Origin of the sequence: Teichococcus rhizosphaerae, from assembly GCF_002631185.1 — a bacterium.
Classification (GTDB): domain Bacteria; phylum Pseudomonadota; class Alphaproteobacteria; order Acetobacterales; family Acetobacteraceae; genus Pseudoroseomonas; species Pseudoroseomonas rhizosphaerae.
In genome coordinates, this window is the sequence record NZ_PDNU01000033.1 from 1 (window position 1) to 21,114 (window position 21,114).

Annotated in this window: 20 protein-coding genes; 10 read left to right on the top strand and 10 right to left on the bottom strand. The window is 73.3% G+C overall.

Annotated features, from left to right (window positions below):
* Positions 1-668: DUF1345 domain-containing protein (locus tag CR162_RS15730; protein WP_099096488.1), on the top strand; the 668-nt coding region annotated here is incomplete at its 5' end.
* A 64-nt stretch (positions 669-732) separates the two neighbouring features.
* On the opposite strand, the gene CR162_RS22435 is transcribed toward CR162_RS15730, so the two are convergent.
* Positions 733-894: a hypothetical protein gene (locus CR162_RS22435; protein WP_176559874.1), complete on the bottom strand. Its 162-nt coding sequence runs from the start codon at positions 892-894 to the stop codon at positions 733-735.
* Between the two features lie 45 nt (positions 895-939).
* Positions 940-2,295, bottom strand: coding sequence for an isocitrate lyase (gene aceA / locus CR162_RS15735; RefSeq protein ID WP_099096489.1), 1,356 nt, complete (start codon positions 2,293-2,295; stop codon positions 940-942).
* A 150-nt stretch (positions 2,296-2,445) separates the two neighbouring features.
* Between aceA and CR162_RS15740 the strand changes: the two genes are divergently transcribed.
* The 3 genes from CR162_RS15740 to CR162_RS15750 are packed head-to-tail and all read left to right on the top strand — an operon-like array spanning position 2,446 to position 5,040.
* Positions 2,446-3,831: a helix-turn-helix domain-containing protein gene (locus CR162_RS15740; RefSeq protein WP_099096490.1), complete on the top strand. Its 1,386-nt coding sequence runs from the start codon at positions 2,446-2,448 to the stop codon at positions 3,829-3,831.
* A gap of 10 nt (positions 3,832-3,841) precedes the next feature.
* Complete coding sequence (locus CR162_RS15745) at positions 3,842-4,576, top strand: aspartate/glutamate racemase family protein (RefSeq protein WP_099096491.1); 735 nt, start codon at positions 3,842-3,844, stop codon at positions 4,574-4,576.
* Between the two features lie 32 nt (positions 4,577-4,608).
* Positions 4,609-5,040, top strand: a complete 432-nt coding sequence (locus tag CR162_RS15750) for a PaaI family thioesterase (protein ID WP_099096492.1) — start codon at positions 4,609-4,611, stop codon at positions 5,038-5,040.
* 42 nt (positions 5,041-5,082) lie between these two features.
* Here CR162_RS15750 and CR162_RS15755 read toward each other — a convergent pair whose 3' ends face one another.
* From CR162_RS15755 to CR162_RS15765, 3 genes are all read right to left on the bottom strand, one after another.
* Positions 5,083-5,667 carry a histidine phosphatase family protein gene (locus tag CR162_RS15755; protein WP_099096493.1) on the bottom strand — a complete coding sequence of 195 codons (585 nt, stop codon included), beginning with the start codon at positions 5,665-5,667 and terminating at the stop codon, positions 5,083-5,085.
* On the bottom strand, positions 5,664-6,938 hold the full coding sequence (locus tag CR162_RS15760; RefSeq protein ID WP_099096494.1) for an MFS transporter: 1,275 nt from the start codon (positions 6,936-6,938) through the stop codon (positions 5,664-5,666). The genes CR162_RS15755 and CR162_RS15760 overlap by 4 nt, the downstream gene beginning before the upstream one ends.
* Positions 6,939-7,012: 74 nt before the next feature.
* Positions 7,013-11,740: an NAD-glutamate dehydrogenase gene (locus tag CR162_RS15765; RefSeq protein WP_099096495.1), complete on the bottom strand. Its 4,728-nt coding sequence runs from the start codon at positions 11,738-11,740 to the stop codon at positions 7,013-7,015.
* 137 nt (positions 11,741-11,877) lie between these two features.
* Between CR162_RS15765 and CR162_RS15770 the strand changes: the two genes are divergently transcribed.
* From CR162_RS15770 to CR162_RS15780, 3 genes are read left to right on the top strand one after another with little or no spacing between them, the layout of a single operon-like run.
* Entirely contained in the window at positions 11,878-13,140 is a 1,263-nt protein-coding gene (locus CR162_RS15770) for a cupin domain-containing protein (protein WP_245870415.1), read from the top strand.
* A gap of 29 nt (positions 13,141-13,169) precedes the next feature.
* The gene (locus tag CR162_RS15775; RefSeq protein ID WP_176559875.1) at positions 13,170-13,610 is read left to right on the top strand and encodes an OmpA family protein; all 441 of its coding nucleotides are present in this window, start codon (positions 13,170-13,172) and stop codon (positions 13,608-13,610) included.
* A gap of 10 nt (positions 13,611-13,620) precedes the next feature.
* Positions 13,621-14,514, top strand: a complete 894-nt coding sequence (locus CR162_RS15780; RefSeq protein ID WP_099096497.1) for a PPK2 family polyphosphate kinase — start codon at positions 13,621-13,623, stop codon at positions 14,512-14,514.
* A 148-nt stretch (positions 14,515-14,662) separates the two neighbouring features.
* Here the strand turns inward: CR162_RS15780 and CR162_RS15785 are convergent, their stop codons facing one another.
* From CR162_RS15785 to serA, 4 genes are all read right to left on the bottom strand, one after another.
* Positions 14,663-14,935, bottom strand: a complete 273-nt coding sequence (locus CR162_RS15785) for a CsbD family protein (protein WP_099096498.1) — start codon at positions 14,933-14,935, stop codon at positions 14,663-14,665.
* A gap of 29 nt (positions 14,936-14,964) precedes the next feature.
* Positions 14,965-15,918: a hypothetical protein gene (locus CR162_RS15790; RefSeq protein ID WP_245870417.1), complete on the bottom strand. Its 954-nt coding sequence runs from the start codon at positions 15,916-15,918 to the stop codon at positions 14,965-14,967.
* Between the two features lie 157 nt (positions 15,919-16,075).
* On the bottom strand, positions 16,076-16,258 hold the full coding sequence (locus tag CR162_RS15795; RefSeq protein ID WP_099096499.1) for a CsbD family protein: 183 nt from the start codon (positions 16,256-16,258) through the stop codon (positions 16,076-16,078).
* Positions 16,259-16,439: 181 nt separating this feature from the next.
* Complete coding sequence (gene serA, locus CR162_RS15800) at positions 16,440-17,687, bottom strand: phosphoglycerate dehydrogenase (protein ID WP_176559876.1); 1,248 nt, start codon at positions 17,685-17,687, stop codon at positions 16,440-16,442.
* A gap of 306 nt (positions 17,688-17,993) precedes the next feature.
* On the opposite strand from serA, the gene CR162_RS15805 reads away from it, so the two are divergent.
* A complete protein-coding gene (locus CR162_RS15805) occupies positions 17,994-18,290 on the top strand; it encodes a hypothetical protein (RefSeq protein ID WP_141563176.1) in 297 nt (98 codons plus the stop codon).
* 157 nt (positions 18,291-18,447) lie between these two features.
* Here CR162_RS15805 and CR162_RS15810 read toward each other — a convergent pair whose 3' ends face one another.
* The gene (locus tag CR162_RS15810; protein ID WP_176559877.1) at positions 18,448-18,684 is read right to left on the bottom strand and encodes a DUF1127 domain-containing protein; all 237 of its coding nucleotides are present in this window, start codon (positions 18,682-18,684) and stop codon (positions 18,448-18,450) included.
* Between the two features lie 238 nt (positions 18,685-18,922).
* On the opposite strand from CR162_RS15810, the gene CR162_RS15815 reads away from it, so the two are divergent.
* On the top strand, positions 18,923-19,693 hold the full coding sequence (locus CR162_RS15815; RefSeq protein ID WP_281254999.1) for a LysR substrate-binding domain-containing protein: 771 nt from the start codon (positions 18,923-18,925) through the stop codon (positions 19,691-19,693).
* A 172-nt stretch (positions 19,694-19,865) separates the two neighbouring features.
* Positions 19,866-20,858 carry a tripartite tricarboxylate transporter substrate-binding protein gene (locus tag CR162_RS15820; protein WP_245870419.1) on the top strand — a complete coding sequence of 331 codons (993 nt, stop codon included), beginning with the start codon at positions 19,866-19,868 and terminating at the stop codon, positions 20,856-20,858.
* Positions 20,859-21,114 lie beyond the last annotated feature (256 nt).

The following is a 21,114-nucleotide window of genomic DNA, read 5'->3' on the forward strand; positions in this document are numbered from 1 at the left end:
CGGGCGGCAATGTCGGTCCGGCGGTGGTGCGCCCGCGCCCTGGCGGCATGAGGGGGCCGCTGCGCCGGTTCCGCATCAGCACCGCCTCGTTGCTGATGGGGCTGCTGGGCGGCGGCGCGGCCTTCGCCCTCGGGCTGCAAGGGCTGCACGCCGCCCTGGCCGGCTGGTGCGTGCTGGTGCTGGCGCATCTGGCGCTGCTGTTCCACCGCCTCTGGTCCGCCGGGCCGGAGGCGATGCGCCGCCATGCCGCGGCGACCGACGAGAGACGCGGCATGGTGCTGACGCTCTCGCTGCTGGCCGCCGCCGCCTCGGTGGGCGGGGTGGGGATGGACCTGGCCATGCGGCCCGGCGGCGTGCCGGCCTTTGGCGTGGTGACGGTGGCGCTGTCCTGGTTCTACATCCACGCGCTCTTCGCGCAGGACTACGCGCGGGAATTCTACCTGAGCGGCGGCGGCATCCGCTTCCATGGCGCCGCCGGGCATCCGCCCTTCTCGGAATTCCTTTACCTTTCCGTGGGCATCGGCACGACCAACGGCGTGACGGATGTGGACACCCATTCGGCGGCGATCCGCCGCATCGCCACGCTGCACAGCATCATCGCGTTCTTCTTCAACGCGGTGATCATCGCCGGCACGGTGGGCATCGTCACCGGCCTGGCGGGCGGGTAGCGCCCGGGAGGAGGGGGGCAGGACGCCGGGAGGATGCGCTCCTCCCTCCCGGCGCCTCCCCGCCTCAGTGGCCCATCGTGTCGTCGCGGAAGGCCGTGCTCGGCGTGGGGATGGAGGCGGCCTCGGGCGGCCCCTTCCGGCGGTGCAGGGCGGGCGGGATGGCCGGCTCGGTCGCCCAGTTGTGGCTGTGCACCAAGCCGTCGTCGAAATCCTCGTCATGCGTCATGGCCGTGTCTCCTTCCTGTGCGTGTGCGTGTGATTGCCGCGCGGGCTACTTCGCCATCGCCGGCATGGCGCGGCCCGCGCCGGGCTGCTCGTCATGGAACTGCGCCGTCTCGGTGCTGTGCGCCATGGCGGTGGTGCTGGCGGTGCCGCCCGAGGCGGCGGTGGCGACGGCGTCGAAGTAGCTGACGCCCACCTCGCGCTGGTGGCGCGTGGCGGTGTAGCCCTCCGCCTCGGAGGCGAACTCGGCCTGCTGCAGCTCCGAATAGGCCGCCATGCCGCGCTCCTTGTAGCCGCGCGCCAGGGTGAACATGCTGTGGTTCAGGCTGTGGAAGCCGGCCAGCGTGATGAACTGGAACTTGTAGCCCATCTCGCCCAGCTCGTGCTGGAAGCGGGCGGCCGCTTCCTCGCCCATCTTGCGCTTCCAGTTGAAGGAGGGCGAGCAGTTGTAGGCCAGCAGCTTGCCCGGGAACTCCTTGTGGATGGCCTCCGCGAAGGCGCGGGCGTCGTCGAGGTCGGGGTCGGAGGTTTCCCACCACAGCAGGTCGGCATAGGGCGCGTAGGCCAGGCCGCGCGCGATGGCGTATTGCTTGCCGACACCGGGCCTGATGCGGAAGAAGCCCTCCGCCGTGCGCTCGCCGCTGATGAAGGGGCGGTCGCGCTCGTCGATGTCGGCGGTCAGCAGCTGCGCGCTCTCGGCGTCGGTGCGGCAGAGCAGCACGGTGGGCACGCCCTCCACGTCGGCGGCCAGGCGCGCCGCGTTCAGCGTGCGGATGTGCTGGCTGATCGGCACCAGCACCTTGCCACCCAGGTGGCCGCACTTCTTCTCGCTGGCGAGCTGGTCCTCGAAATGCACGCCGGCGGCGCCGGCCTCGATCATGGCGCGGGTCAGCTCATAGGCGTTCAGCGCGCCGCCGAAGCCGGCCTCGGCATCGGCGATGATCGGCGCCATCCACTGCGTGTCGTCCTGCGCCTTGCCCTGGGCGCGTTCCATATGCGCGATCTGGTCGGCGCGGCGCAGCGCGGCGTTGATGCGCTTGATCACCTTCGGCACCGAGTCCACCGGGTAGAGGGACTGGTCGGGATACATCTCGCCGGCCGAGTTGGCGTCCGCCGCCACCTGCCAGCCCGAAAGGTAGATCGCCTTCAGCCCCGCCTTCACCTGCTGCAGCGCCTGGTTGCCGGTGAGCGCGCCGAGCGTGTTGACGTGGTGCTCGCTGTGCAGCAGCTGCCACAGGCGCTTCGCGCCCATCTCGGCCAGGGTGTGCTTCACCCGGAAGGAGCCTGCCAGCGCCTCCACCTCGGCTGGCGTGTAGTCGCGGCGGATGCCGGCGAAGCGGTCGCCGGAGGAGCCGCCGAGGCTGCCGCCATCGGGGGAGCGGAGGGGGGTGGGGAGGTGACGCATTCCAGGATCTCCTGCTGGCCGTGAGGCATGATGCCCGTGCGTCAATAATTCACATTGCGGATGCGAAGTTCACCCGGCATCTTGCCTGTGCAGACGCAACAGGGTGGCAGCCTTCACAGGAACCGCCGTAAATTTGTAAAGACTGTAAAGATGTCCCGCCCGCTGATCGGCCGCACCGTCCGGCGCCTGCGCCAGGAGCAGGGGCTGGCGCAGCAGGCCCTGGCCGCCCGCCTCGGCATCTCCGCCAGCTACCTGAACCTGATCGAGCACGACCAGCGCGCCATCACGGCCGCCCTGCTGATCAAGCTGAGCCAGGTCCTGCAGGTCGATCTCGCCGCCCTGTCCGGCACGCAGGAGCGGCAGCTGGAAGGCCATCTGCGCGAGGTGCTGGCCGACCCGCTGCTGGGCCTGGAGGCGTTGCCGGAGGAGGAGCTGCGCACCCTGGCCGGCAGCGCCCCCAACGCGGCGCGCGCCATGCTGGCCCTCTACCGCGCGCTGCGCGTGGCGCGGGAGGATGCCAGCGGCATCGCGCTGCCCTCCGGCCGCCGCATCCTGCTGCCCACCGAGGAGGCGCGGGACTTCTTCCACGAGCGCGCCAACGTCTTTCCGGCGCTGGAGGCGGTGGCGGAGGGCATCGGCGCCGAGCTTGGCGCGGCGCCGGCCGAGCTGAACCACGCCCTCGCCGAGCGGCTGCGCCACCGGCACGACTTGCGCGTGCGCGTCGGCCCCCTGGAGGGCAGCCTGCGCCGCTACGACCCCGCAGCCCGGCTGCTGGAGCTGTCCGAATCCCTCCCCCGCGAGAGCCGCGGCTTCCAGATGGCCTTCCAGCTCATGCTGCTGGAAGCGCGCGAGGCGGTGGAGGAGATCCTCGCCCCCGCCGCGCCCAGCACGCAGGAGGCGGCGGCGCTGATCCGCATCGGGCTGCTGAACTACGCCGCCGGCGCGCTGCTGATGCCCTATGCCGCCTTTCTCGCCGCCGCCCGCGCGCTGCGCCACGACCTCGACCTGCTCGCCGCGCGCTTCGGCGTCAGCTTCGAGCAGGTGGCGCACCGGCTTTCCACGCTGCAGCGGGAAGGGGCGCGCGGCGTGCCCTTCTTCTTCCTGCGCGTCGATCCCGCCGGCAACGTGGACAAGCGCTTCTCGGCCGCGGGCTTTCCCTTCGCGCGCTTCGGCGGCTCCTGCCCGCGCTGGGTGGTGCACACCGCCTTCGCGACGCCGGGCGCCATGCGCGTGCAGGTGGCCGAGCTGCCGGACGGCGCCGCCTTCCTCTGCTTCGCCCGCACCGTCACCGGGCCGAGCCGCTGGGGCGAGCCGGCGCCCCTCCATGTGGTCGCCATGGGCTGCGACATCGGGCGGGCGGAGGAGGTGGTGTATGCGGACGGGCTCGACCTCCAGCGCGCCCGCACCGGCATCGGGCTGTCCTGCCGGCTGTGCGACAGGGCCGAATGCCGCTCCCGCGCCTTTCCCCCGCTGGAGCACCGGCTCAACCTCGACCCGCACGAGGAAAGCGCCGCACCCTACCGGTTCTCCAGATAGGGGCCGCCGCATGCGCATCCTCCTGCTCAACGGAAACACCGACGGCGCGATGACGGAGCGGATGCTCGGTCTCGGCAAGGAGGCCCTGCCGAGACTGGGGCTCGGGCATGTCGCGCTCGTGCCGGCCACGGCGCGCTTCGGGGCGCGCTACATCGCCAGCCGCGTGGCGGCGGCCATCGCCGGGCATGCGGTGCTGGAGGCGGTGGCCGAGCATGCCGGCGGCGTGGACGCCATCGCCATCGCCTGCTTCGGCGATCCGGGGCTGGACGCGGCGCGGGAGCTGGCCGGCATCCCCGTCGCCGGCATGGCGGATGCCTCGCTCGCCATCGCGCTCGCCGCGCATCCGCGCGTGGCGCTGCTCACCGGCGGCGCCGCCTGGGTGCCGATGCTGGAGGAGTTCGCCATCTCCCGCGGCTGGCCGCGCGGGCGCGTGCTGGTGCGCGCCGTGGCGCCGACCGGCGACATGATCGCCCGCGAGCCGGAGCGCGCCCTTTCCCTGCTGGCGGAGGCGGCGGAGGCCGCCATCGCCGCCGGCGCCGGCTGCGTGGTGCTGGGCGGCGCCGGGCTGGCGGGGCTGGCGTCCCATCTGGAACAGCGCCTCGCGCCGCGCCTGCCCGTGCCGGTGCTGGACAGCCTGGAATGCCTGCTGCGCCATGCGGCCACCGCGCTGCCGGTGCCGCCCGGCCCGGGGCGCGCGCCCACCACCGGCCTTTCCCCCGCCCTGGCGGCGAAGCTGGCGCCTTGACGTGCTGCGCCGCAGCAGGCACGCCAGCGCGCATGTCCAAGCAAGACCTCGCCTCGCCCGCGCCGCCCTACCACGAGCTGATCGGCATCCGCCTGATCGAGTGGCGGGACGGCTTCGCCCGCGTCGCCTGCGATGCCGGCACGCACCACCACAACCGCAGCGGCATCGTCCATGGCGGCGTCATCCTGTCGCTGCTGGACCAGGCGGCGGCCTTTGCCGGCCTCTGGTGCAGCGTGCCCGGCAACATCCGCAAGGCGGTGACGATCGACCTGGATTGCCGCTTCACCGGCCAGGTCTCGGGCGGGGAGATCGTCGCCGAGGGCAAGGTGGTCTCGCGCGGCCGCAACATCTTCTTCGCCCGCACCGAGGTGTTCGACGCGGCGGGGAAGATGGTGGCCTTCGGCGCCTCCACCCATCGCTGGCGCGCCGGCAGCGAGACCGTGGAAGGCAGCCCGGCGAACTGACAGGAAAAAGAAGGGGTCCAGGGGAATTCATTCCCCTGGCCTTCATTCTTGTTCGTTGTGCTCGAACGCCGTCCAGCCCTGAGTGACTTTCCTGCTGTCCTTCTCGAACACATAGAGATTTCCCCCACCACGCCCCGGCTGGTCCGCGCCGCGCCCGATCGGCCAGCCCTGCAGGTGGCAGAGCAGCAGCGCCCCCACTGCGCCATGCGCCACGATGGCCGTCGCCCCCTCGCTTTCCGCCAGCACCCGCTCCACCGCCGCCACCATGCGCGCCTGGGCGTCCGCCGCGCGCTCCCAGCCGCGCACGCTTTCCTCCGGCCGGGCGAAGAAGGCGTCCGCCATGGCCTCGAAGGCGGGGGGCGGCAGGTAGCCGGTGGCGCTGCGGTCGTTCTCGCCGAGTTCGTGCAGCACCCGCACCGGCAGTCCGGTGGCGGCGGACAGGCCTTCCGCCGTGTCCCGCGCCTTGCGCTCGGCGCTGCTGGCGATGTGGCGGAGGTTGCGCACCCATCCCTGCCGCGCCACCGCCTCGGCCCGTGCCCTTCCGCGCGGGGAGAGGCCCCATTCCGTCACCGGCACGGCGGGGTCGATCGCCACCTCGGGGTGGGTCAGCAGCCAGACGCGGCTCACGGCCGGGTCTTCCCCGGCTTGGGCTCCCGCACCGTCAGCAGGATGGCACCGCCGAGCGCCAGGAAGGCCAGCACCGTGGCCATGCCGGCGCGCTGGCTGGCGGTGACGCTGGTGACGAAGGCCAGCACCGCCGGCCCCATGAAGCCGGTGATCCGCCCCGACAGCGCGAACAGCCCGAAATGCGCCGCCACCTCGTCGGGCGGGGCCAGCCGCGCCATGTAGCTGCGCGAGGCCGATTGCGCCGGCCCGATGAACAGCCCGAGCGCCAGCGCCAGGCCCCAGAACACGCCCTTGTCCTCGGCCAGCACCACGCCGAGGCCGAGCGCCAGCAGCGCCGCCAGCGAGGCCAGGATGGTGCGCCGCGCGCCCAGCCGGTCCTCCAGCAGGCCGAAGCCGGCGGCGCCGAGGCCGGCCGTGACGTTCAGCGCGATGCCGAACATCAGGATCTCGTCGAATTCCATGCCGAAGGCGCCGGCGGCGTAGATGGCGCCGAAGGCGAAGAGGGTGTTCAGCCCGTCCGTGTAGAACAGGCACGCCAGCAGGAAGCGCCCCAGCACCGGGTTGCGCGGCAGGCCGCGCAGCAGCGCGCCGATCTCGCCCAGGCCCTGGCGGATGGCGGTGTTCCAGGGGGGGCGCGGCGGCGGCGGGTCGGGCAGCAGCACCAGCACGGGCCAGCCGAAGGCCAGCATCCACGCCGCCACCAGCAGGGCGGTGGCGCGCACATGCTCGGCGGCGCCCCGGTCCAGGCCGAAGGGGGAGGGGTCGGGCTGCACCAGCAGCAGCAGGGCCACAACCAGGCAGGCGAGCCCGCCCGCATAGCCCAGCCCCCAGGCCAGGCCCGAGAGCCGTCCCACCCGCTCGGGCGGCGCCACCTGCGGCAGCATGGAGTTGTAGAACACCGTGCCCAGCTCGAACCCCACCGTGGCGATGCCGACGCAGACCAGCGCCCACAGCGCGTGCCGCGGATCGGGTGCGGCGAACCAGACCAGGGCGGTGGCGATGGCGGTGACCACGGTGCAGAGCAGCAGCATCATCCGCCGCCGCCCCCCGGCATCGGCCACGGCGCCGAGCAGGGGAGAGAGGAGGGCGATGGCGACGCCGGCCGCCGTCTGCATCCAGCCCCATTGCGCCTGCCCCGTCGCCGGGTCGGGGGCGATGCCCTGGGCGAAGTAGGCGGCGATGACGAAGGTGGAGACGACGGTGGGGAAGGCGCTGTTGGCCCAGTCATACAGCGCCCAGGCCCAGGCCTGGCGCGGGAGGCGGGTATTCATGGGGCGGCAGACTGCCAGGGCGGAAAGTCGGGGGGAATGAATTCCCCCCGGCCCCCCATCTTTTTTCTGCCAGTTCAGGCGATGCGGGAAAGCTCCCGCACGGCGACCGTCACGCCCGCCAGGTCGGGGCGGGCGGCGGCTTCCTGGGCGATTCGCATGGCCGTCTCCGCCTGCGGGGGCGCGCCCTTCAGCGCGCGGCCGGCAAGGCGGGTCTGCAGTTCCGCCAGGTCGTCCAGCAGCGCGGCCTTGGCGCGGGTGGCGAAGGGGCCGGTGGCGGGGGCCTGCATGGTCGCCTGCCGCAGCCCGGCCAGGTGGAAGCTCTCGCCCACCTCCGCCCAGGCCCGCGCGGCCTCGGCGGGCGGAACCTCCGCCCGCGCCGCCAGCCGCACGATGGCCGGCGCCGCCTCCAGCGCCGGCGCCGCCGCCACCAGCCGCGCCAGATCCTCCGGCAGCCCCGCCTCGGCCAGGGCGCCGGGCTGGGCACGGGCGGTCTCCGCCTCCCGCAGCGCGCCGATGCCGGGCCGCAGCCTGGCCAGCGCCTCCTCCAGCGGCAGCGCCGTTTCCGGCATGGAGAGCAGCTCTCGGGAGGTGGCGGCCAGGAGCTGGCGCAGCGCCAGCATCGCGGCATGGCGCGCCTCGGCGGGTGCCGCGGCGGCATCGGCCGCGTCCATCGCGTCGGCCAGGCCCAGCAGGCGGTCGGCCAGGATGGTGGCGCGTGCGGCGGCGGCGGGCTCGCTGCCGGCGGCCAGCCGCATCAGCCCGGCCGGGCCCAGGCGGTTGGCCACCTCATTGGCCAGGATGGTGGCCAGCAGCTCCCGCCGCAGCCGGTGGCGGGCGATGAAGGGCGCGTAGTCCCGCTGCAGGGCGGTGGGGAAGTAGGCGGCCAGCAGCGGGGCCAGGGCCGCGTCGTCCGGCAGCGTGCTGCGCTCGATCGCCTCGGCCAGCCACAGCTTGGCGAAGGGCAGCAGGGCGGACAGCTCCGGCCGCGTCAGCGGTGCCTGGGCGGCGATGCGGTCGGCCATCGCCCCGGCATCGGGCAGCCCGGCCACGGCACGGTCCAGCAGGCCGGTGGCCTCCAGCCGCGCCATCAGCGCCGCATGGGCGGGCAGCGCCTCCACCCCCGCCTCGGCCTCCAGCGAGACGGCCAGCGATTGCTGCGCGTTGTCGCGCAGCACCAGCGCCGCCACCTCGTCCGTCATGGCGCGCAGCAGCTCGTCGCGCTGGCGCTCGGTCAGCGCGCCGCTGGCCATGGCGTCGGCCAGCAGGATCTTGATGTTCACCTCGTGGTCGGAGGTGGAGACGCCGGCCGAGTTGTCCAGCGCGTCGGTGTTCAGCCGCACCCCCTGGCCGCCGGCGCCCTGCCGTGCCGCCTCGATGCGGCCGGCCTGGGTGACGCCGAGATTGGCGCCCTCGCCGATGATGCGCGCGCCCACCTCGCGGCCGTCGATGCGGATGGCGTCGTTGGCGCGGTCCCCCGCCTCGGCCTGGGACTCGGTGGAGGCTTTGATGTAGGTGCCGATGCCGCCGAAATAGAGCAGGTCCACCTTCGCCCGCAGGATCGCCTTCATCACCGTGGCGGGGTCGGGCTTCTCCTCCGCGATGCCGAGCAACGCGCGCGCCTGCTCCGAGAGCGGGATGTGCCGGGCGTTGCGCGGATAGACACCGCCGCCCTCGCTGATCAGCCCGCTGTCGTAATCCGCCCAGGAGGAGCGGGGCAGCGCGAAGAGGCGGGCGCGCTCCCCATAGGCGCGCGCCGGGTCGGGGTCGGGGTCGATGAAGATGTGGCGGTGGTCGAAGGCGGCCAGCAGCCGCGTCTGGCGCGACACCAGCAGCCCGTTGCCGAACACGTCGCCCGACATGTCGCCCACCCCCACCATGGTGAAGGGCTGGGCCTGGATATCGTGGCCCAGCTCGGCGAAGTGGCGGGCGATCATCACCCAGGCGCCCTTGGCGGTGATGCCCATCGCCTTGTGGTCGTAGCCCTGGCTGCCGCCGGAGGCGAAGGCGTCGTCCAGCCAGAAGCCGTATTCGCGGGCCAGGCCGTTGGCGATGTCGCTGAAGGTGGCGGTGCCCTTGTCGGCGGCGGCGACGATGTAGGGGTCGTCCCCGTCGCGCCGCACGACCTTCTCCGGCGGCACCACCGTCTCGCCCTGGAGGTTGTCGGTGACGTCCAGCATGCCGCGGATCAGCGTGCGGTAGGCGGCGATGCCGGTGGCCATGAAGGCCTCGCGGTCGCTGGCCGGCGGCACATGGCCCTTCAGCACGAAGCCGCCCTTGGCGCCGGTCGGCACGATGACGACGTTCTTCAGCCGCTGCGCCTTCATCAGCCCCAGGATCTCGGTGCGGAAATCCTCGCGCCGGTCGCTCCAGCGGATGCCGCCGCGCGCCACCGGGCCGGCGCGCAGGTGGCAGCCCTCCATGTGCGGCGCGTGCACGAAGATCTCGCGCCAGGGGCGGGGCTGCGGCATCTCGCCTCCCGCCGCGCTGTCGATCTTCAGGGAGAGATAGGACTTGTCCTGGAAGTAGTTGGTGCGCAGCACGGCATCCAGCGCGGTGCGCATCCGCGCCAGGATGCGGTCGGTATCGGGGTCCTCCACCGCCTCCATCAGCGCTGCCCATTCGGCTTCCAGCGCGCCCTCGGCGGCGGCCGTGCCGGCGCCCGCGCGGGCGGGGTCGAAGCGGGCGTTGAACAGGTCCACCAGCAGGCGCGCGGCGCGCGGCTGCGCGGCCAGCGCCGCTTCCACCGAGCCTTGCGCGAAGGCGAAGCCCACCTGCTTCAGCCAGCGGAACAGCGCGCGCAGCAGCCAGGCCTCGCGCCAGGTGAGGCCGGCGCGGGCGACGAGGCGGTTGAAGCCGTCCACCTCGGCGCGGCCGGCCTGCAGCGCCTCCAGCGCCTCCAGCAGCGCGGGGAAGCGGGACTCGTCGAGGTCGGTGCCCGCCTCCAGGGCAAAGACGTGCAGCACCGCCCGCACGGGCCGGCCCGCCTCGGGGCCGCCGGCGCGCAGGTGGTGCGGCTGCTCCTCGATGGCGCGCAGGTCGAGGCTCTCGAACAGCGGCAGGGCGTCGGCCAGCGGCAGCGGCCCGCCGGGATGCACCAGCCGCAGCGACAGGGCGCGCGGCCCGGCGCCGGGCAGGCGCTCGATGCGCGCGGCGGGGCGGCCGGCGGCGAGCGCCGCCTCGGCCAGGTGCAGGTCGGCCACCGCCGTGGTGGCGGAGACGGTCTCGGAATAGGCGTCCGGAAAGGCGTCGGCCCAGCGGGACAGGGCCTCGGCGGCGCGCGCCTCGCCCAGCTCGGCGGTCAGCGCCTCGCCCAGCCGGTCGGTGAAGGAGCGCGCGGCCTGCGCCACGGCGGCTTCCAGCGCCGCGTCCTCCACCGCCGCCACATGCCCGGGCACGGTGCCGACGATGTAGTGCACCCGCGCCAGCGGCGTGTCGCCGAGCGCGATGTGGAAGGCGGACAGGCGGCCGCCGAAGGCACGCGCCAGCATGCCGCCCACCTTCTCCCGCAGGCGGGTGTCGAAGGTGTCGCGCGGCAGCCAGGCGATGGCGGAGACGAAGCGCTCGAACGGGTCGCGCCGCAGGTAGAGGGCCGGGCGCGGGCGGATGAACAGGTCGAGCGCCCGCCGCGCGCCTTCCAGGATGGATTCCTCGTCGGCCTGGAAAAGCTCGTCGCGCGGCCAGGTGTCGAGGATGTTGCGCATCGCCCGGCCGTCATGGCTCTCGGGATTGACGCCGGCGCGGTCCAGGATGCGCTCCACCTTGGCCGAGAGCCAGGGGATGCTGCGCGGGTTGCGGTTGTAGGCGGAGGCGGCGAACAGGCCGAGGAACAGCCGCACCCCCACCACCGCGCCATCCGCGCCGAACACCCGCGTCGCCACCACGTCGGCGTGCTGCGGGCGGTGGACGCGGGCGCGCATGTTGGCCTTGGCGATGGCCAGCGGCGCGCCGTCGCGCAGCGAGGCGCGCACGGCGGGCGGGATGCCGGCCATGTCGCGCAGCGCGTCGAACACCGGCTGCGCCTCGTCGCGCAGCAGGCCGAGATGCTCCTCCGCCCGGTCGCCCTGGCGGTCGTCGAAGCAGATCAGGCGGTGGCCGAGGAAGACGAAGTTGTCCTCCGCCATCCAGCGCAGGAAGGCTTGGCCGGCGGCGGCCTCGGCGCAGCCGTCGCGGGCGATCTCGGCTTCCGCCGCCTTCAGCCGCTCCAGCACGGCGGGGAAGTCGGCCACCGCCCGCCGGGTCTCGAACAGGGCGCGGCGCAGCGCCGCCTCGGTGGCCTCCCACCCCTCGTCCGGCGCCTCGGCGCCGCCGAGCAGCCGCGCCGTGGCGGGGGCGATCTCGACATGCATCATGCTCTCGGCCGCGCCCTCGCCGCCGGGCGCGGCGAAGCCCTCCAGCCGGCCGGCGGCGTCGCGCCGCACACGCAGCACGGGGTGCAGCAGCCGGCGCGGCGTGCGGCCCGACAGGGCCAGGGCGGCCAGCACGCTGTCCACCAGGAAGGGCATGTCCTCGGTGACGATCTCGGCCACCGCCACGGCGCCCCGCCCGGGACCAGGGGGCAGCAGGCGCACCTTGGCGGTGCCGGGCGCGCGCTCGGCGGCGAAGGCGAAGAGGCTGGCGGTGGCGGCGGCGATGCGCTCGGGCGGCTCGGCGGCCAGCTCGGCGGTGGGCAGCGCCTCGGCCAGGCGGTGCAGCAGCGCGCAGGCGGCCGGGGGCAGGGCGGGCGCCTGCTGCCGCAGCGCCTCCTCGGCGGCGCGCAGCAACTCCGCGCGTGCGCCGCTTTCGCGGCTCTGGCCTTCCGGCATGCTGGTTCCTCCTGCATTCGAACCCTGCGGAGGATTGGACCGGCGGCCGGTCCGGTTCAAGCCGTGCGGTGCCGCGCGAGGCGGCAATTTGCATAAATTTTCGGCGCTCGTTGCGCGGGGCGGCGGAACTCTCCCCCGTGACCGACGCGCCGCTCCAGGTCTATCGTGGCGGCATGATCCGCACGCTCGCCGACCTCCTCGCCCCCATGACGCCGGAGCAGTTCTTCGCGGAGTATTACGACAAGCAGCCGCTGCACGTGCAGGGCGGCGCCGCGAAGTTCGCCTCCGTGCTGTCCTGGCGGCAGATCAACCGCCTGCTGGACCAGACGCACATCTGGTCCAGCCAGTCGCTGAAGCTGGTGATGGACGGCACGCCCGTCCCGCCGGAGCAGTACTGCACCCGCGCCACCAGCCGCGACAACACCCCCGTGCTGCAGCCCAGCGCGCCGATGGTGGCGCAATGGGTGGGGCGCGGCGCCTCGCTGGTGATGAACGACGCCGACAGCCTGACCCCGGGCCTCGCCGCCGTGTCCTCGGCGCTGGAGGAGGCGGGGCTCGGCAAGGCGCAGGCCAACGTCTACATCTCCTGGCAGAGCCACAAGGCCTTTCCCGCGCATTTCGACACGCACGACGTCTGGGCCGTGCAGGTGGAGGGCGAGAAGACCTGGAACGTCTGGGAAGGCCGCGCCGAATGGCCGATCCCGCACCCGGCCTTCCGCAGCCTGGGCCAGGCGCATCACGAGCAGGCCAAGGGCAAGCTGCGCGGCAAGGTGCTGCTGAAGCCGGGCGACCTGCTCTACCTGCCGCGCGGCTGGTACCACGACGCCCTGGCCGAGGCGCCGGCCTCGGTCCACATCGCCTATGGCGTGCACGCGCCCCTGGGGATGGACCTGATGAACATGCTGGTGGAGCGCGTGCTCTACGAGCCCGCCTTCCGCCAGCCGCTCCCCCGCCAGGATGGAACCCCCGCCGCGCGCTTCGCGTTGACCAGCCGGGCGGCGCAGCTCGGGCAGCGCCTCTCGGAGCTGACGCGGGACCCCAAGGTGATGGAAGTGCTGGCGAAATTCGTGGCCGACTACCGCTATGCCCGGGGCGGCAACGACCTGCTGGCGGCGCGTGGCATCGCCGCCCCCGCCGCGACCGAGGCGGCGGCGGGCGAGGAGGGCACCGCCTTCCGCGTGGTGGCGCCCGGCGCCAAGGCGGTGCGGCGCGGCGCGGAATGGGTGCTGAAGGCGCCGGCCGGCGCGCTGCCCCTGGCGCAGCCCGAGGCGGAGGCGGCCAACTGGCTGCTCGCCCGCCCCGATGGCACGGAGGCCGAGCTGCGCGCCGCGCACCCGGCGGTGGACGCGGCCGCGCTGCTGCGGCGCCTGGCCGAGGCGGGGTTGCTGGCGCCCACATGATGCCTCCGCCCGTCCTCCCGCTCCCTTTCATGCCCGTCCTGCTGGCCGTGGCCGCGCTGGCCGCGCTGGCGCTGCCGCTTTCCGCGCCCCTGGCGCAGCCGCGCGCGGCCTTCAACTGCGTCGGCGCCGAGAAGCTGGAGGACGACGTGTTCGAGGTGCCCTTCGCCCCGCGCAGCGCCCGCCCGCGCGAGGCGGCGCGCACGCCCGTCGCCGCCGCCGCCGCCCTGGCCCGGGAGGCGCCGGAGCGCAACATCTGCGTGCTCGGCCATGCCAGCCGGGAAGGCGGGCAGGCCACCAGCACCCAGCTCGCCGCCCGCCGCGCGCGCGAGGTGGCCGAGATGCTCTCGGTCGGCCACGGCATCGAGCGCGACCGCATCCGCGCCGAGGCGCGCAACCCCGGCTTCAGCCAGCGCACCGCCAACCGCGAGGCGCGCAGCGTGACCATCGTGGTGCTGCCCGCCCGCCCCTGAGGAGACCGCCATGCCCCGCGAGATCGCCCGCGCCCATGCGGCGGCGTGCCGCGTCGAGAGCGGGAAGGGCTTCCGCCTCGCCGACCGCTCCACCCGCGGCGAGGTGGAGGACCTGCCGCGCGCGGAGGCCGAGCGCCTGCTGGGCGAGGGCACCAAGCGCCTCGCCGACCTGCAGGACCGGCTGGCCGCGCAGGACCGGCACGCTCTTTTCGTCATCTTCCAGGCGATGGACGCGGCGGGCAAGGACGGCGCCATCAAGCACGTCTTCTCCGGCGTGAACCCGCAGGGCTGCACGGTCCACTCCTTCAAGGCGCCGGGGCCGGAGGAGCTGTCGCAGGACTTCCTGCGCCGCCACGTGGCGCGGCTGCCGGCGCGCGGCCAGATCGGCATCCACAACCGCTCATGGTACGAGGAGGTGCTGATCGCCCGCGTGCATCCGGCCGTGCTGGCGCGGCAGGGCCTGCCGGAGGAGGTGGTGACGCCGGCCATCTGGCAGGAGCGGCTGGAGGACATCGCCGCCTTCGAGCGCTACCTGTCCCGCCAGGGCTTCATCGTGCTGAAGTTCTTTCTGCATCTCGGCCGGGAGGAGCAGCGCAGGCGCTTCCTGTCGCGCATCGAGCGGCCGGAGAAGAACTGGAAGCTGGATGCCTCCGACGTGTCCGAGCGCCGCCACTGGGATGCCTACCAGCACGCCTATGAGGCGGCCATCCGCGCCACGGCGGCGCCGCACGCGCCCTGGTACGTCGTGCCGGCCGACCGGAAGTGGCTGACGCGCCTGCTGGTGGTGGAGGCGGTGGTGGAGGCGCTGGAGGCGATCAGGCCGCACTACCCGCGCCTGGGGCCGGACGCCCTGGCCCGGCTGGGCGCCGCCCGTGCCGCCCTGCAGAACGAGGAGGCGGACTGAGGCGGGCGGGAAACGCCGGCGCCGCAGGAAAAAAGGGTTCCGCACGGAAAAGGGCGCCGCCCCGGGGAAGGGGCGCGCCCTTTTGCCGGCGCTGCGGCAAGGGGAGGCGCGGGGAAGTGCTCTCCCCCGCCGCGCCCGTTTCCCCGCCTCAGCGGCGGGCCGTCATCAGCCCCAGCACGAAGCCGATGGCGCCGGCCACCAGCAGCGCCGTCACCGGCTGCTGCTCCACCTGCCGGACGACGCGCTCGCCCGCATGATGGGCATAGTCGCGCGCCTCGCCATAGACCTCCTGCACGCGTCCGGCGGCCTGGCGGGCGAGGCCCTCGGCCCGGTGGCCCTCATCCCCGGTCAGCTTGCCGAAGCCTTCCTGCGCCTTTCCGGTCAGGTTCTCGGCGGTGCCCTCGATGCGGTCGCTGTTCATCCTGCGTGTTCTCCTTCTCGGCGGCCGGTTCAGTGATAGGACGTCGTGCGGGCCAGCACCGCGCGCGTGCCGGCGCGGGCGCCCAGCACGGCAACGATGGCACCCAGCAGCAGCGCGGCAAAGGTCCAGTAGGCGGCGGTGGCGGCGGCGGTGGCCGCGGTGTCGGCGGCCTGGCGGGCCTCCTCCTCGGCGCGTTGCAGGGCCTGCTGGGCTTCCTGCTCGGTCTGCTGGATACGGGCGCGGGCCTCGTCCGGGCTGATGCCGGCCTCGGCGGCCACCAGCGCGGCCAGCCGCTCCTGCTCGGGCTGCGGGAGCTGGCCATCGGTGACCCGGCGGCCGACCAGCCGGCCGATCTCCGCCTTGCGCTGGTCGCTGTTCATGGCGTCGGGCGCGGCGTTGGTGGCGGCCAGCGCCTCCCGCGCGCGGTCGATCACGCCCTGGCTGACGGATTGCAGGGTGCCCGTGTCGGTGCGCGCCGCCGCCTCGCCGCCCACCATGGCGGTGACGTTGCCCGCGCCCTGCGCCAGGCCGCCCAGCATGTTGGAGACGCCCGTGGCGGCGGTGCCGGCGGCGCTGCTGACAACGCTGCCCAGCAGGTAGGCCGAGAACAGCGTGCCCGTGGCCCAGACGGAAAGGCCGTGCAGGCTGCCATCCGTGCCGTCGGCGGTGCCCGAAAGGCGGGCCGCCGCATAGGCGCCGAGGCCGAGACCGATCAGGTGGGAGGCGAGCAGCCAGATGCCGCCGCCGATGCCCATGCTCGCGGCATCCGGCGTGGCGCGCTCGGCCGCGTCGACCAGGTTGGCGCCGATGGCCACGCCAAGGGTGTTCAGCATGGCGCTCACCGCCAGCGCGATCACGACGCCGGCCAGCACGGCGCCCCATGAGAGGCGGCCGCGCAGGCTGGGCGCGCCCTGCACCGCCATTGTCGCGTCGGGGCCGGTGCGGGGGCCGGTGCTGGTGCCGGCAACGGGTCTGGTGTTCATGGTCGGGATGTCCGTGGCTCGTGCCGCTTCAGCCCCCGGCGGCCGCCGGGGCCCGCGGGCCCCTGGCGGCCGGAAGAGGCGAAAGGCCGGAGGCCGCGGCCAGCGGCGCCCGGCCCGCCTTCAGGGAGCGGCCTTCCGGGAAGGCCGCCCGCCCCGTTCAGGAGCGGAAGGTGTCGCGTGCGGCGTCCTTGGCGTTGCCAACCGCGCTCTGCGCCTTGCCGGCGGTCTTTTCCGCCTTGCCCTCGGCCTCGGTGGAGACGCTGCCGGTGACCTTGCCGGCGGTTTCCTTCACGGCGCCCTTGGCCTGCTTGGCGGCACCCTCGATGCGGTCCTTGTCCATGGCTGTCCTGCCTTTCTTTATTCCTGCGGAGGAGCGAGATGGCTCCAGCCGTGCCGTGTGGCGGCTCAGGAATGGAACGGCGCAGCCTGCCATCCGGTTGCGTGGAGGAACCGGATGGCGCGGAGGGCGGGAGGAAAGGGCAGGCGGTGGCTGGGAGGGAGCGGCCCTTTTCCGGCCGTTTTCAGCTCCGCTCGTAGAGCAGGCGGGCGCGCAGCGTGCCGGGGATCTGCCGCAGCGCCGCCAGCACCCCCTCGGGGTCGGCCACCTGCTCGGCATCCACCACCACATAGCCGATCTCGGGATCGGTCTGCAGGTACTGGGCGCTGATGTTCAGGCTGAAGCGGCTGAACATCTCGTTCAGCCGGGCCAGCATGCCGGGCACGTTGCGGTGCACGTGCATGTAGCGCGTGCCCGAGGGGCGGGCCGGCAGCGTCACCTCGGGGAAGTTCACCGCGCCGAGCGTGGCGCCGGTGTCGGAATAGTCGGCGAGCTTGCGCGCCGTTTCCTCGCCGATGCGCTCCTGCGCCTCCTCCGTGCTGCCGCCGATATGCGGGGTGAGGATGACGTTGGGCAGGCCCTGCAGCGGCGAGACGAAGCGCTCGCCGTTGCGCTTGGGCTCGTCGGGGAAGACATCGGCCGCGGCGCCGAGCAGCCGGCCCTCGCGCAGCGCCGCGGCCAGGGCGTCGAGGTCCACCACCCGCCCGCGGGCATTGTTGATGAGGATGGCGCCCGGGCGCATCGCCGCCAGCTCGGCCGCGCCGATGAGGCCCGTGGTTTCCGCGGTTTCCGGCACGTGCAGGCTGACCACGTCGGCGGCGGCGAGCAGGTCGCGCAGCGAGGCGGCGGCGACGGCGTTGCCATGGCCCAGCTTGGGGATGGTGTCGTGGTAGATGACGCGCATGCCGAAGGCCTCGGCCAGCACCGAAAGCTGCGAGCCGATATTGCCGTAGCCCACGATGCCGAGCGTCTTGCCGCGCACCTCGCGGGAATGGGTGGCGGACTTGTCCCAGCCCCCGTCATGCGCCGCGCGGGAGCGGTCGGGGATGCGGCGCAGCAGCATGACGATCTCGCCCATCACCAGCTCGGCCACGGAGCGGGTGTTGCTGAAGGGGGCGTTGAAGACGGGGATGCCGAGCCGCTTGGCGGTGGCGAGATCCACCTGGTTGGTGCCGATGCAGAAGCAGCCCACCGCGATCAGCCGGTCCGCCGCTTCCAGCACCTCGCGGGTGAGCTGGGTGCGGGAGCGGATGCCCAGCAGGTGCACCCCCTGCAGCGCCGCCTTCAGCGCCTCCCCCTCCAGGGCCTTCGACTCGCGCTGGATGTTTGTGTAGCCGGCCGCGCCGAACAGCGCGACGGCGCTGTCGGACACGCCTTCCAGCAACAGGATGCGGATTCGGTCCTTGGGGAGGGAGATGCGTTGGTTCAGCATGGCAGGCTCAATGCCCGCGCCGCATCGTTTCGTGAAGTGCGAAACCCGCAGGCGTGTCACGCATTCCGCATGAGGCCCTGCCCGGGAAACGCCCAGATGCAGCCACCGGCTGCCACTGGCTTGGGCATGGCCGCGCGCCACGCATGGCCCCATGCGGCAGGCGTGGGGCAAAGCCCTTGATTCGCCTTGCCCCGGAAGGCCGACAGGACCATCTCCGCGGGCTCACGCCCCGCCACCCCAAAGAAGCGGGACTAGCATCCGGAGATTCCCACCATGGCTGTTGAGAAGATGGAAATGCCCCTGGCTGTGCGCCGACGGGTCACGATGGACACGCTGGCCGAACTGGCCGAGGGGACGCTGGCCGAGCGCATGCGCCTCGAGGCCGCGGCCCGCGTGCTGCGCACCGCCCGGCGCGCCATGGACGTGACGGGCCGCGCCATGGCGCTGCCGCCCGCCCTGCGGAACTGGAACCCCCTGCTCGTCACCGCGCGCGAGCATGTGGAGACGCTGACGCCGCGCGAGGTCGATGCGCTGCTGGCCGAAGGGGCGCGCTGGGCCGCCGCCCTGCTGCGCGCCGAGCCGGATCTGCGCCGGGCGGCCTGAGGGCCCCCGCCGCCGGCTTTCCGCCGGCGACCGCGCGGCCCGGCTCCCGCCCGGCCGCGGCCAAGGCCTGGGCGGCATCGCCCCGGGCCTTCCCTTCCAAGGGGCCTTCCCTTCCAAGCCGTTGCTTCCAGGTCTTGCCGGGCGCCCTTGGCCGCCCTCAGCCGCGATGCGGGCCGATGTCCCAGGGCGCGCGCTGCGCCTCGCGGGTGGCCTCGCCCGGGGTGAGACCGATGTCGCGCAGCATGCGCGGCTCCATCCCCGCCAGATCCTGGCGGGTGCGGAGGGTGCGCAGGATCAGGCGCAGCATCTCCGGCCATCCATGCCGTGGCGCGGCGCGGGGCACGGAGCGCAGGGCGGGAGAGGAGCGGAAGGCGGAGCCGAGCTGGGCGGACATGGACCGGGGCCTTTCATGCACCGAAGAGGTTTGTCGCCATGGCAAGGTGCGTCCGGGGCCGGAATAAGGAAAACGAATTGTTTTGACGGCGAGCATCAATGGCGCTGATATGGCGCCATGCTCGCCCTCCCGCCTGGGCTGGACCCCGACCTGCTGCGCTCCTTCGTGCTGATCGCCGAGGGGGGCGAGCGTCACCCGCGCCGCCCAAAGGGTCGGGCGGACGCAATCCGCCGTTTCCATGCAGATGCGCCGGCTCGAGGACTTGCTGGGCCAGCCACTCCTCGTGCGGGGCCCGCGCGGCTTCTCGCTGACCCCGCATGGCGCCTGGCTGCTCGAGCGTGCCCGGCCCTGGCTGACCATGCATGACGAGATGCTGGCCAATTTCCGCGCCCCCGACATCGCGGGCGCCGTGCGGCTCGGCACGCCGGACGACTATGTGCTGCTCTGGCTGCCCGACATCCTGGCCCGCTTCGGGGAGAGCCACCCCGCGGCCGAGCTGGAGGTGATCTGCGCCCCCTCTACCGAGCTGCTGGAGCGGATGGAGCGGGGCGAGCTGGACCTGACGATCTATTCCGCCGGCAATGAGCGGGGCGAGGTGGCGGGGGTGCCGCTCTGGCGCGGCCCGCTGCACTGGGTGGGCTCGGCCGCGCATGCGGTGCACCGGCAAACGCCGCTGCGGCTTTCCCTGGCGCCGCCGTCCTGCGTCTGGCGCCGGGCGGCGACGGCGGCGCTGGATGCGGCGGGCATGCCCTGGCGCGTGACATACCTCTCGAGCGCGCAGATGGGCACGCATGCGGTGGTGCTGGCGGGGCTCGCCATCACGGTGGGGCTGGCGGGGCCGCTGCCGCCGGGCCTGCGCGTGCTGGGGCCGGAGGAAGGGCTGCCGCCGCTGCCGGAGTTCGAGATCGCCCTGGCGCAGCGGGCCGAGACGCCCGGCGCCCGCGCCCTGGCGCGACACATCATCGACAGCTTCCGCCACGAGCCCGGGGGGCTGCCAAACCATGCTTGATGGAATGGCATCCGGAATGCTCTCATTGCCGTAAGGGACAAGGGGAGGGGGCTTCCGCCGCGCCACGCGGCCGGGATGGCCCGGATGCAGGAGGCCCGCCTTTCCCTGGCCTTGTCTTCACCGCCCCCGTGAGAGCGGGCGGGAGGGCCATGCGGAGAGAGGACATTCAACAATGCTGATTCAACGCCGTGGCCTGATGATGGCCGCGACGGCCGGTGGCCTGGCCGGCGGGGGGCTGGCGATGCCGGCCGCGCTGCGGGCCCAGACTTCCTGGCCCGACCGGCCGATCCGCCTGATCGTGCCCTGGCCGCCGGGCGGCAGCACCGACACGGTGGCCCGCATCTTCCAGCCGAGGCTGCAGGAGATCCTGGGCAAGCCGGTGGTGATCGAGAACCGCGGCGGCGCCTCGGGCGCGATCGGCGCGGGGGAGGCGGCGCGGGCGGAGCCGGATGGCTACACCTGGGTGCTGGTCTATGACACCCAGGCCACCAATGAGAGCGTGATGCGCCTCCCCTTCAGGACAATGGAGGCCTTCACCCCGGTGAGCCTGGTGGGCACCGGGCCGCTTGCCCTGGTGGCGCACCAGACCACGCCCTACCGCACCTACAAGGACATCGTGGAGGCGGCCAAGAAGGCGCCGGAGACGCTGAACTTCGCCACCAGCGGCGTGGGCGGGCTGGCGCATGTGGCGACCACCCTGTTGCAGCAGGAGGGCGGCTACAAGCTGGTCCATGTGCCCTACCGCGGCGGCGGGCCGGCCACGCAGGACGCGGTGGCCGGGCATGTGCCGCTCTTCATGTCGAACGTGGTGGTGATCAAGCAGCACATCCGCGCCGGCACGCTGCGGCCCGTGGGCGTGACCACCCGGACGGAAAGCCGGCATGTGGAGGGGGTCAAGAGCTTTGCCCAGCAGGGGGTTGGCGATTTCGAGGCGCCCACCTGGTGGGCGCTGCTCGGCCGCGCCGGCACGCCGCAACCCATCGTGGACAAGATGTACGACGCGCTGGTGAAGGCCCTGGCCGATCCGGCGGTGCGCCAGAAGATCGAGGAGCAGGGCGCGGACGTGACCGCCAGCACGCCGGATGTGTGCGGGCGCTTCCTCCAGGCCGAGATCACGAAATGGGGCAAGGTGATCCGCGACAACAACATCCAGGCGGATAGCTGAGCGAGACGGGCCCGCCTTCCTTCCAGGAGGGCGGCGGGCCTTCATCTCGGGCGCGGAAAGGCAAAAAAGGGGTTTGACGGCCTCGCTGGCCCCCCTTATAAGCCGCCCCACGCCGCCGGTTGGCGCTGCTGAACGGCGAACGGAAAGCGATTGGCTGAAGGTTGCGGTTGACAGAGGGCTCTGAGCCTTCTATCTAGCCTCCCACACACCAAGCGGTGGACGTTGCGGGTTTCCCCTCGGGAGGCTCGACGATGGC